Origin of the sequence: Phyllobacterium zundukense (assembly GCF_025452195.1) — a bacterium.
Taxonomy (GTDB): domain Bacteria; phylum Pseudomonadota; class Alphaproteobacteria; order Rhizobiales; family Rhizobiaceae; genus Phyllobacterium; species Phyllobacterium zundukense_A.
This window is the reverse complement of record NZ_CP104973.1, coordinates 695,703-708,087: the sequence shown is the minus strand read 5'-3', so window position 1 is coordinate 708,087 and position 12,385 is coordinate 695,703. Positions and strand designations below refer to the sequence as shown.

Below are 12,385 nucleotides of genomic sequence, written 5' to 3'. Positions count from 1 at the left end.
GCCAGTTCTGTACAGCTGCAAAGAAAATCGTACCGGAGTACCCGCATCCACCATGGCTCTGTCGGCAAAGCTCGATCTCAGGCAAACCCAGGCATTGGTAATGACGCCGCTGCTCATGCAGTCGATTCGACTGTTGCAGCTGACGCATATCGAACTCGAACAATTTATAGAGCAGGAGATTGAAAAAAACCCCCTGCTCGAGCGAGACGATACAACTGGAGAGCATTTTTCGCCCGATGAGCGCGGCTTCAACACCGATCGGATTTCCGGTGATGAACGCGAATTTGGTAGAGGAGCGGTCGGGAGCGATGGCGAAGCTGATAACCCCTTGGGCGGGCAAGCCGACCAGTGGCTGATGAGTGGTGAGTCGACGAGTTCGGGTTCCATGTCAGATACGTTCGATAGCTCTCTCGAGAACATTTTTCCCGACGATCCCGGAACACATGATTTTATTGCCGGCGATCTCGCTTCACAGTGGAAGTCATCTTCCGGCGATGGCTATCTTTCAACCGGTGGTGAGGGATTTAACCTCGAACAGGTCACAGCAACGCCGGAGACCCTTCGGGGCCATGTCGCCGAGCAGATTATTTTCGCCTTCGCATCGGCGGGCGATCGCCTTATCGCCGCTGAGCTTGCCGATCATCTCGATGAGAGTGGTTACTTGAGGGCTGACGTAGAGGAAATTGCTGCAAGGTTTGGTGTCGATGCCAAACATATCGAGAAACTGATCGCAATCTTGCAGAGATTCGAGCCTGCGGGATTGTTCGCGCGTGACCTTGCGGAGTGCCTGTCGCTCCAGCTGCGTGCAAAAAACCGCTTCGGCCCGAGCATGAAGATCTTGCTGCAAAACCTCGATTTACTGGCCAAGCGTGATTTTCACAGTCTCAAGAAGCTGTGTCATGTAGGTGACGCGGATATTCTAGCTATGCTGCAAGAAATCCAGCATCTTGATCCAAAACCCGGGACAGCCTTTTCCTCTGGCATCGCGGACAGCATCGTGCCCGACGTCCAGGTGGATACCGCGTCAGATGGAAGTTGGCGAATTGAGCTTAATCCCGATGCCCTGCCGCGAGTACTCATCAATAACAGCTATTATGCGACGATAGCGAAAACGAAGACGTCTCCAGCTGAGAAGACGTTTTTGAGCGAGTGTTTGCAAAGTGCCAACTGGCTAACGCGTAGTCTTGATCAGCGGGCACAAACAATTCTCAAGGTCGCCGGTGAGATCGTTCGCCAGCAGGAACAATTTCTTCGTCATGGCGTTGCCTATCTGAAGCCGCTCAACTTGCGGAATGTGGCTGACGCAATCGGTATGCACGAGTCTACGGTTAGCCGGGTCACAGCGAACAAGTACATGCTGACGAAGCGGGGTGTGTTCGAATTACGGTATTTTTTCAATGCGGCGATCGCGGCAACCGAAGGCGGAGAGCAACATTCATCACAATCGGTACGTCATCAGATCAAGCAGTTGATCGACGTGGAAACGCCGGACGACATTCTGTCGGATGATACAATTGTGGATTTGTTGAAGGAACAAGGGATCGAGATTGCACGGCGTACCGTCGCAAAATACCGAGAGGGCATGAATATTGCTTCCTCTGTACAAAGGCGGCGTGAGAAAAAAGCTCAGGCATCGGCGTGCAAGGGGGATGGAAAGTCTGGATTCATCCGCCACGTGGGTGTAGAATTTTGCTGAGTGGGTAATTGAACTGGACCGAAGAAGTCTGGTCAGGGAGACAAGCGCCGGTAATTTGCAACCATTGAAGTGAAAGCGCACCTTTGAATGAAGAATCAGCAATTGAAACGCGATGAAACGCTCGCACGGGTTGTACGGGATGTCTTTGCTCGCCTTCCAACAACAGTGTAGATTGGTTCGCGCAAGGAAAAAATCACAATGAAGGTGAGGTATCATGAGTCTGCGTGTATCTGGGAAACATATGGACATTGGTGACGCTTTCCGCATTCGCATTGAGGAGCGGATAGGGGAGATGGTCTCCAAATATTTCGATGGCGGATATACCGGTCATGTCACGGTAGAAAAACAGGGATCTCGATTTATTGCCGACTGCCTTGTTCGCCTCGATACAGGGACCGTCTTGCAGGCGGCGGGCGAAGCGCAGGATCCATTGCTTGCATTTGACGCAGCCGGCGAACGCGTGGACAAGCGTCTGCGGCGCTATAAAAGACGCCTCAAGTCGCATCAGGCTCCAGGTTCAAATGGGGTTTTCGACGATGTTTCTTACACGGTGATGGCGCCCGTACCGGATGATGATGAGGATATTCCGGAAGATTATGCGCCAACCATAGTCGCAGAGACATCAATGGCGCTCAGAAGCATGAGTGTGGCTTCTGCGGTCGTGGAACTCGACTTGAAGGATAGTCCCGTCGTTGTTTTCCGAAACGCTGGTAGTACGCAGGTAAATATTGTATATCGCCGCGCCGATGGAAATATTGGCTGGATCGATCCATCGACAGTGGCGGGTGAAAACGTTGCTCCGACGTGAAGAAGCGGATTCATAGCGAATTTTTGAACGACCACTCGCGTACAGTCAGCTACGCGGGTGGTAACTGGAAGGAAGAGAGATAATGGATCTGGGTGATCTCATTCAGCCCGACGCTGTCCTGCCCGCATTGAAAGTCAATTCCAAAAAGCAACTCTTGCAGATCATGTCGGAAAAGGCGGCCGCCTTGACCGGCCTGAGCGAGCGAGAAGTATTTGACACGATCATACAGCGTGAACGCTTGGGCTCTACTGGCATTGGCGACGGCATTGCCATTCCCCACGGAAAGATAAATAGCGTGAAGCGAATCGCCGGTGTTTTCGCTCAGCTCGAAACGCCGGTCGCTTTCGAAGCACTGGACGACCAGCCGGTCGATATCGTGTTTCTGCTTTTGGCGCCAGAAAATGCCGGGGCCGATCATCTGAAAGCATTATCCCGCATTGCGCGTATGCTGCGTGATCCGGAGCGCATTGCAAAGTTGCGCACCGCCCATGATGCGGGCTTGCTCTACGAGCTGCTGACATCGCAGCCAGCGTCTAACGCCGCCTGAGTATTTAGATGGTCGTAAAAGCCGCCCCTTTTGGCGGTTTTTATGAGGACTTGCCGGTCTTGCGTCCGTAGAGTTCCAGACGGTGATGGACGATATCGTAGCCGAGCGACTTGGCAATCTCTTCCTGCAATTTTTCAATTTTGTCTGACTTGAATTCGACTACCGCACCGGTATCGATATCGATCAGATGATCATGGTGCTCGCCGTGGGCCTGTTCGAAACGCGATGGTCCGCCATTGAAAGCATGGCGATGGATGGCGCCCATCTCTTCCAGCAGATTCATGGTCCTGTAAACAGTGGACAGTGAAATGCTGGCGTCAATCTCTATGGCACGATGGAAAATCTTCATCGCATCCGGATGGTCTTCGGTGGATGTCAGAATATCGATGATAATACGCCGAGGCTTGGTGATACGTACACCAGCCTTGCGTAGTTCCTTTTCATAGTCTGGCTTCTGATTCAATGCATGTTTCATAACGCTGACTATGCGCCAGATTGACGTCAGTTGCAAAGATTCTCAACTGGTAATCCAATTGGAAATGGGCTCTGCAGCCAAAACACAGCCGCCGCCAGTGAAATGTCACAGGCGGCGGGTGTGTAAGAACACGGAATGTTTATGACACGGGTACTTCGATGATGACCTTGTGTTCGCCCGTCGGTTGCAACGGGATGCCATTTTCCGCTTTGGTGAGCTTCTTACCGTTGACAGTGATCTTACCGGCACCCTTTGACGCCGATTTCACTTCTATCGAATAGCGGGCCTCGCCATTGCGCAGAACGAAACTGAAGCCCTTCCATTCCGACGGAAGCGCAGGTTCGACGAATAGCTTGCCGTTCCGACGGCTGATGCCAAGAATGCCTTCTGTCGCCACACGGTAGAGCCAGCCGGCGGATCCGGTATACCAAGTCCAGCCGCCGCGTCCGCGCATAGGATCTACCGAATAAACGTCCGCTGCCACTACGTAAGGTTCCACACGATAAAACTCGGCCTTGTCCATTGTCAGCGAATGATTGACAGGGTTCAACTTCTTGAACCAGCGATACGCTTCATCCGCATCGCCAAGCTTGGCCATGGCCAGAACTGCCCAGGTCGCAGCGTGTGTATATTGCCCGCCATTTTCGCGCACGCCGACGGGATAACTCTTGATATAGCCTGGATCATGCCGCGTCTTGTTGAACGGTGGCGTGAACAGCTTGATGATATCGACATCATCGTCGACCAGATGTGTTGCGACCGATTGCATTGCCCGCTTGCTGCGGTCTGGATCGCCATAGCCGGATATGACGCTCCAGGATTGAGCGATCGAGTCGATCTTGCACTCGTCGCTCTTTTTCGAGCCAAGAGGAGCACCGTCGTCAAAGTAGCCACGACGATACCATTCACCATCCCACCCATCCTTCTCGAGAGCGGCTTTCAGACTTTCAATATGGACTTCCCATCGCTCGATGCGTTCCTTGTCCTTGAAATGCCTTGCGATCGGCAAGACGTCGCGCAGAGTGCTGATCAAGAACCAGCCAAGCCATATGCTTTCGCCCTTACCGTCTTCACCGACACGGTTCATGCCGTCGTTCCAATCACCTGTCAGCATCAATGGCAGGCCGTGGGAACCCGTACGGGCAACGGCAAGGTCAAGCGCACGGGCTGCATGCTCGTAGACGCTGACTTTCTCGTCTGAGATCGTTGGCTGGTAGAAGGCGTCATGCTCACCGTTTTCTAGCGCCCTGCCTTCGATGAATGCGACCTGCTCATCCAGTATACTCATGTCGCCCGTCACCGAGGTATAATGGGCGATGGCATAGCCGAGCCAGACCACGTCGTCGGAGATCTTCGTGCGAACGCCAGCGCCAGTCGTCGGCAACCACCAGTGTTGAACGTCGCCTTCCTTGAACTGGCGCGCCGAGACGTTGAGAATTTGATGACGTGCGAGCGATGGGTCCAGGATCAGCATGGACAATGTATCTTGCAGCTGATCGCGGAAGCCAAAGGCGCCGCTTGCCTGGTAGAAAGCCGAACGTGCCCAGATGCGACAGGCAAGACTCTGATAAGGCAGCCAGCGATTCACCATGACATTGAAAGCATCATCCGGGGTATCGACTTGCAACCCATCGAGGAAGTCTGTCCAGATCGCTCTCGAAGATGAGAGAGTGTCTTCGAACGGCCGCTTGCTATGGCCCGCAAGTATCTCGCGAGCCTCCTCGCGGCTGCCGGCATCGCCCATATAGAAGACCAGCTCCTGAGTTTCGCCTGCAGCGATTTTGATATCGACTGCAAGTGCAGCACAGGGATCGCCGCCGGCTTCGACCAGGTTTGACAGCATCTTTGCCTGAAGAACCGCCTCTGGACGATCAACAGAACCGAGCGCGCCAAAGAACTCGGCGCGGTCGGCTGTATAGGACTGAGGCTTTACACTGGCTGCAAAGAACGCCACGCGCTCACGTCGGTCCGTGCCGTATGGATTGCGGGCAAACAGAACGCCCGTTTCAGTGTCGCAGGACGGCACGATGAATGGCGCGGTCTTTGCACGAGCATTGCCGAGCACCCATTCAACAAATCCGTAGACACGCAGTTGTTTGCTGGTACCGCCACTATTCGTGATCTTGAGGCTCGACAGGCGAACTGGTTGGTCAGGATCGATCGTGTGCGTAAGCTCAAGCCCTATATTGCCGTGGCGCGAAATAAAGATCGAATAACCTTGTCCATGCCGGGTTTCGTACTGGACAGAGGGATCGCGGAGCACCGATGCCGTGGGTGAAAACGCGATGTTCTTATCCGTATCCACCACATAAATCGCCTCGCCGGACCGGTTGATGACCGGATCATTCGACCACTGCGTCAGCTGATAGTCGCGGCTGTTGCCGGACCAGGTGAAACCTGCGCCTTCGGCTGATACGTGAAAGCCAAAACTGGGGTTGGAAATCACATTAATCCAGGGCTGCGGGGTACTGACCAGCCCACCAAGACGAACGACATATTCGCCGTTTTTCATGTCGAAGCCGCCAAACCCGTTCCAGAATGACAGGTCGTCTGCAGAAATCTTGGGACGGCGCTTGTTCATAAGCTGCGTCGGTGCCGGCGCGATCCCCCGCAAATCGTTATTCTCAATATCACCGGCTATGATGGATTTACCCCTGGTTTCCGTGACCGGCACCAGATCGGCACTCAGACCTGCCATGCGTTTCAGTTGCTCGGAAAGCGAACCATTCTGCGCGTGCATGACAGTACGGGCTGCAGCCAGAAGCGTGTTGTAGCTTGCGTCGCTCATCTGATCTTTACGGACTGTGAAGATGTGGACGCGCGGTCCAAGCTGAGCGCCGCGGGCACGGCTGTTTTCGCAGATGGCTTCCAACCCGCGCTGGAAATCCTGTGCGTAAGAGAATGAACGCTCGTTGATGACTACAACATCGACAACGAGGCCTTTCGCACGCCAATATTCGTGGGCTTTCAAGAGGTTCCTCAGGGTTTCCATATCAGCTTCATCATCAATGCGAAGCGCAAGGATCGGGAAGTCACCGGAGATCGACATGGGCCAAAGCTCGGATTGGCTGCCGAGCCCGCTTGCGATGTTTTCAGACGGCATGCGCAGCGTCTTGTCGGGATAGATCAGGCTCGTCGCGACACGCTGGAATTCAGCTGCCTCGTCGGGGTTGATGCCGATGTGGTGAAGGCGAACCTGCGAACTCGTCCACGACAATGAGAATTCACGGGTAAAGCAATCCGGATGGCGGAAGCGGGAGACCACCTCCTCGAGCTCCTGACGGTTGGGACGTACGAGAGTCCAGAAGACCAGCGTAACCTTCTTGTGCGCGGGAACGCGGACACGGCAACGCAGAGAAGCGATGGGATCGAGCACAAAACCATGACTGCCGCTGAGTGTCGCACCTTCGTCGAAGGCAGCCGGATTACGTAGAGAGCGCCCGCGACCGATAAAGTTGCGCCGGTCGGTTTCAGCCTGAATTTCGCGCATCGCACCGGAACTGTCGCTTACGACATGGGCCACGTGGATGTCCGGATCGTCATTACCCCGCTTGCGGCGCGTAGCGTAGATCGCGTCGCCACGCTGGTCGATCTCGGTCTCCACAAACATCTTGGCAAATGCAGGGTGAGCAGTATCCGTATCGTCGTTCGTCAATACCAGTTCGGCGTAAGAGGTGACTTCAATAATGCGGTCTTTGGTACCGGTGTTGGTGATGACGATACGGCGGCCTTCGCCATCGGAATCCGAGGCAACGATCGCCTCAACGGTAGAATGGATCGTGCCATTCTCCTTGACGAACTCCGCCTTGTAGTCCGCGAAGATGGATGTGCTCTTTTCGCCTGCAACACGCACAGGATCGCCTGTTGCTGACCACCATTCGCCATTTTCTAGATCGCGCAGGAACAGGAACGTACCATAACCGCTTTCGAGGGGATCGGGTTGGAAACGCGTAATGGCAAGGCCATTCCAGCGGCTATATCCGCCGCCATTGGCAGTGACCATCACCGAATAATGTCCGTTCGACATTATTTGCGTTGCGGTTGGCGCACTCAATGGATTCTGGATGAAGCGGATAGAAGCCGTTTCTTCCGAGCTCTCCACCGCCTTGCGCATCGGGTTCTCCGCTTTGGCTTGCAGGACCGGTATTTCGCGTGGAGCTTTCTCTTGCAGAAGCAGCTCAGCTGCTTCGATCACGGGATCCGCGTGGAAACGCTCACGCATTCGACCTTCGAATACAACATTGTTGACGGCAACAATCGACATACCGTGATGGTGGGCCATGTAATTGCGCACCACGGCATATTCGTCATCTTCGCGGACGCGCGATTTGGTAAAGTCTACGGCGTCATAAAAACCATACTGTCCGAGTGCGCCCATGGCACGCAAACGTTGCAGATTCTTGACAGCGGCTGCCGGTTGATACTGGCTGGCCATTATGCTGGCATAGGGCGCTACAACGTAATTTTTGGAAAGGCCGCGCTTGAGGCCGAGTGTCGGAACCCCGAAATTGGTGTACTGGTAGTTCATCTCCGGGTCGCGGGCGTTATAAGCCGCTTCGGAAATGCCCCAGGGCAGTCCCTTGGACTCCCCATATTCGATCTGGCGTTGTACGATCAACTTGTTGGTTTGATCCAACATGCTCCCGAGCGGTTCGATCATGACCAGAGGCGGCATGAGATATTCGAACATCGACCCGGACCATGAAACCAGCGCACCGCGCCAGCCAACCGGCACCAGCAAACGGCCGAGTTTGAACCAGTGATCCACCGGAATATCGCCCTTGGCGATGGCAAAGAGGCTGGCCAGACGCGCTTCGGAGGCGAGAAGGTCATAACAGCTGGCATCGAGCTCGTTGGTTTCCACGCGGAAACCGATGGACAAAAGGCGCCGCTCCTTGCGCTCCAGGAAGGTGAAATCGGTGTCGAATGCTAGCTGCCGCGCTCGTGTCGCGAGGGTACCCAAGCGTTCGCGCAGAATGTCTGTGCTCTCGTGACTGCCGATTGCATCGTCCGTATGTCCCTGACACGTCTTGACGAGCAGGAGCGCCCACTCATTGGCGGTGGCGCTAACCGGGCTTTCGAGTTCGCCATGCAATTCTTCTGTCAGGCGCTGGATATCTCCCGCGAAGAGAGCAAGGTTGATTGTGCGTAGCGATGCGGTTTCGGGCTCCTCCTTGATCGTCGTGATTGCCCGGCGGAAGTTGGAAACGCGTTCTTCAAGGCGGCGGCGCAAGGGTCTCAAAACGCGGCGATCATCGGGAATGTCACTGATGGCTTCTTCAAGAATATCGCTGACGTCGAGAACGCCGTCGAGATCGCTCTGTAGATAAACCGAGGGTGCCTCGGCCCATTTCTCCAGCGCCGATGACAGGGCGACGAGATGGCCCGCCAAATTGCCGCTATCCACCGCCGAAACGTAAAGTGGAAGGAGTGGTCGCAGCGTGGTCGTTTCGTACCAGTTGTAGAGATGGCCGCGATATTTCTCCATCTTCTCGAGCGTTTCGAGGGTCTGGTCGATGCGGGTCAGGGTCTCGTTAAAACTGATCCAACCGAAGTCACGGGCGGCGACAGTCGAGAGCAAATACATGCCGATATTGGTAGGCGACGTGCGCGTCGCAATAACGGGATACGGGTCCTCCTGGAAATTGTCCGGTGGAATGAAGTTCTGCTCTTTGGTGACGAATGTATCGTAGTAGTGCCAGGTACGGCGGGCGAAACGTCGCAGTTCACCCTTGTCAGATGAGCGCACGTTCAAATCATCGAGTGGTTTGGCCGAGCGGCTGACAAGCCATGCAATCACTGGCGATAGCAGCCAGATCAATGCGAAAGGAACAGCCAGGAACCAAGCCCGGCTTTGAACTGCCAAGGGAAGGCCAATGGCGATCAGGGCGACAATTATCGCGGGCCACATGAGTTGCAGGTAGTAGCTCAGCGTGTCGGGCGAACTCGTCTTTGCTTGAGCTGCCGCGCGCCATTCAAGAAGATGTTTGCGCGAAATGAAAAGGCGATAGAGCGTGCGCACCATCGCATCGAGCATCAGGCAAGCCATATTTGCGATGAAGGTGATACGCAGGGCGATGTCGGCTGCCCCTGCAAAAATATCCGTGAGGATCGCCTGGAAGTGCCCCTTGAGCGAAAGGTTCATGTCCGTCGGCACGAGATTGGTAAACAGGATCATCGTCGGCACGATGAACATGCTGAAGATCATGAAGCATTGCCAAACTGTAGCTAGCCCCGGTGGCAGCAATGTCCAGCCGGCAATTGAGGCAAGGATCCAGAATATAGGAGTAAGCGAGCGGCGAAGATTGTCGACCATTTTCCAGCGCGTGACTGCGGTGACGCCCGGTCGTGTGCTGAAAAGATAAGGCAGGAGCTGCCAGTCGCCACGCGTCCAGCGATGATGGCGCGAGATATCGACATTGTAGCCCGTGGGGTAATCCTCGACCACTTCGACATCACTTACGAGCGCGCTACGCGCATAGCCGCCTTCGAGCAGGTCATGGCTCAGAACCGCGTTTTCGCCGATCTTTCCGTCAAGTGCGGCTTCAAAGAAATCGATGTCATAAAGACCTTTGCCGGTAAACGTGCCTTCACCAAGAACGTCCTGGTAGACGTCGGAAACTGCAAAAACGTAAGGGTCGATGCCACGATTGACCGAAAAAACGCGTTGCAGGAACGAGGCATCATCGCCGGTCGTCAGGGAAGGAGTGACGCGAGGCTGCAAGATGGCATAGCCACTGACCACACGGCCTGCCTTGGCACTGTAGATGGGCCTGTTAAGGGGATGAATGAGCTTGCCCGCCAGGCGATTGACGGAGTCGGGTGTCAGGCGCGTGTCGGAGTCGAGCGTCATAACGAACTTGATGTCGGTCGGAATTTCTTCGTTCGAAGGGAAATACGTCGTATCCTTGTCGCCGCGCAGCAGCATATTGAGCTCGTGCAACTTGCCGCGCTTGCGCTCCCAGCCCATCCAGCGGTTCTCCTGCGCATTGAACAGACGCTTGCGATGCAGCAGGAAGAAGCGGGGATTATTCTGCGTGTAGTGCTCATTCAGCGCAGTAATTTTCTCGCGCGCATAGTCGAAGATGTCGAGATCATCATCGGTCTGTTCAAATTTGCTGTCAGCCCAGTCCGTCAAAAGCGCGAAATAGACCTCGCCGCGCGGATTGGTGAGATAGTGCACTTCGAGATTGCGGATATGCTCATCGACGGAGTCACGCGAGGTAATCAGCGTCGGCACGGCAACGAGGGTTTTTGCCTCCTGGGGCAGGCCGTTCTTGTACTCGAAGCCGATGAGCCGCGTCGGCGGCATGAACATCGGTATGATCCAGTTGACGAAGCCATTGGCTGTTTCCATCGTGGGGAACACTGCGAGCAAAGTGAACAGCCAAGTCATGCCGTCGGACAATCCAGCACGGCGCAGGAAATAATTGATCAGTACGAGGATAGCGATCGAGAAGAACGAAGCCGGGGCCCACAAGCCGGCGAGGCCCAATCTGCGATAGAACCGCACCCAACGAATAAGAAGTGTCGGCTTGTAGCCACACGTCTCTTCAAGTTCCGGACGGCCGTCTCCGGCAAGATAATAACCGACATCGCGTTTGCGCTGCTCGGTAACGCCCCCTTCGCCACCGGTCTCTTCAGCACTTTTATGTGCGAGTTCGAGAGCCGATTGCGTGATGTCGTGTTCGCTCTTGCCTGAGCGGCGGGCAATCTTTTCAATGGCAACGCGGTAGGCATTGCGAGAATGAAAGTCGAGCGCATCGAAATTGGAGTTGTCGCGCAGAACGGCATCGACGCCGCTGACTGTCTCAAACCAGGTAATCCAGTCAACGTCATCGATCGCCTTCAGGCTGCGAATGAGATTGCCCATGCTCACGCCGCCCGTCGATTGGCGTGTATGTTCCTGAATGATGGCATCCTCGGAATCGCTGCCATTCTTTTCGAGCTCGTCTTCGAGCCACGCGACCGCAGCTCCGGAGTGAGCGGTGCCGCCACGCAAACGGTAAAGCAGGTGGGTGGCAAACGTGCTGTCCTTGGCCGCTGGCGCATACTGTGCCAAAAGCTGCGGGAGGGTGTCTTTTTCAGCGTTCAGCGTGATTTCGTCGGCAACACTATTGGCGTACGCGCGCATGCGGCGGGCACGCTCGACGCGCAGCGAAAGACGCCGGGCATTCTCAATTAGAATAAAGCGGACGGCGGATGGAAGTGCCCACAATTCACCGATATGCAGGGGTTCGACCGTCTGGAAGCCTTCGACGATGGCGCTCAGGCTATTCAGCGAAAACTGGCTGTCTGTATGCGCGACATAAAGCCAGGCGAGCGCCATTACCCGCGGAATGTTGGGCTGGTTCGCAAGCGGCGGCAACTGTCTGAAAAATTTCTTGGGCAGGTCGCGCTCGACCTGCTGTATGTTCTGGTCGACCAGGTAATAATTGTCCAAAAGCCATTGGGCTGCTGGTGTTATCGTTTCACCGTTACGTGCTGCCGCATCGGAGGAACGGTAGGAATGCAGGATCAGCCTTGCGTTTTCGACGGTCCGCTGCTCAAAAACCATCGGCTCGTAATCGGGCAATCGAACGTCTTCGCCCTTTGCCACCCGGGTCCCAAGATCCCTCAAATCGTCGATTGATTTATAATGAGCCCGTATCGGGTTGGGTTGGACAGCAAAAATCTGACCAACAGTCTTCTTCTGGGATGCAAACGCTTGAAAAAAGCTCAATACGGGCATTGGTTTCATTTCAGTTTGGAAGAAAGAATCTTCGGGATTGGAGCACTCAGGCGATCAGGGCCGATCGTCCACGTTCAGTTTATGGTCTAATCAGGTCATGGCAATTAAGCTATCACCACTTTTATCGT

The 12,385-nt window shown here is 54.9% G+C and carries 5 protein-coding genes; 3 read left to right on the top strand and 2 right to left on the bottom strand.

Annotated features, from left to right (window positions below; translation table 11 throughout):
• The first annotated feature begins 52 nt into the window (after positions 1 to 52).
• The 3 genes from rpoN (at position 53) to ptsN (ending at position 3,051) form a co-directional block, all read left to right on the top strand.
• Entirely contained in the window at positions 53 to 1,696 is a 1,644-nt protein-coding gene (gene rpoN / locus N8E88_RS15805; protein WP_262294498.1) for an RNA polymerase factor sigma-54, read from the top strand.
• 214 nt (positions 1,697 to 1,910) lie between these two features.
• Positions 1,911 to 2,504, top strand: coding sequence for a ribosome hibernation-promoting factor, HPF/YfiA family (gene hpf / locus N8E88_RS15800; RefSeq protein ID WP_112525521.1), 594 nt, complete (start codon positions 1,911 to 1,913; stop codon positions 2,502 to 2,504).
• Positions 2,505 to 2,586: 82 nt separating this feature from the next.
• On the top strand, positions 2,587 to 3,051 hold the full coding sequence (gene ptsN / locus N8E88_RS15795; protein WP_262294497.1) for a PTS IIA-like nitrogen regulatory protein PtsN: 465 nt from the start codon (positions 2,587 to 2,589) through the stop codon (positions 3,049 to 3,051).
• Between the two features lie 40 nt (positions 3,052 to 3,091).
• On the opposite strand, the gene N8E88_RS15790 is transcribed toward ptsN, so the two are convergent.
• Together N8E88_RS15790 and N8E88_RS15785 are read right to left on the bottom strand one after the other, a co-directional pair.
• A complete protein-coding gene (locus tag N8E88_RS15790) occupies positions 3,092 to 3,526 on the bottom strand; it encodes a Fur family transcriptional regulator (RefSeq protein ID WP_262294496.1) in 435 nt (144 codons plus the stop codon).
• A gap of 139 nt (positions 3,527 to 3,665) precedes the next feature.
• On the bottom strand, positions 3,666 to 12,257 hold the full coding sequence (locus tag N8E88_RS15785; protein WP_262294495.1) for a glycoside hydrolase family 94 protein: 8,592 nt from the start codon (positions 12,255 to 12,257) through the stop codon (positions 3,666 to 3,668).
• Positions 12,258 to 12,385 lie beyond the last annotated feature (128 nt).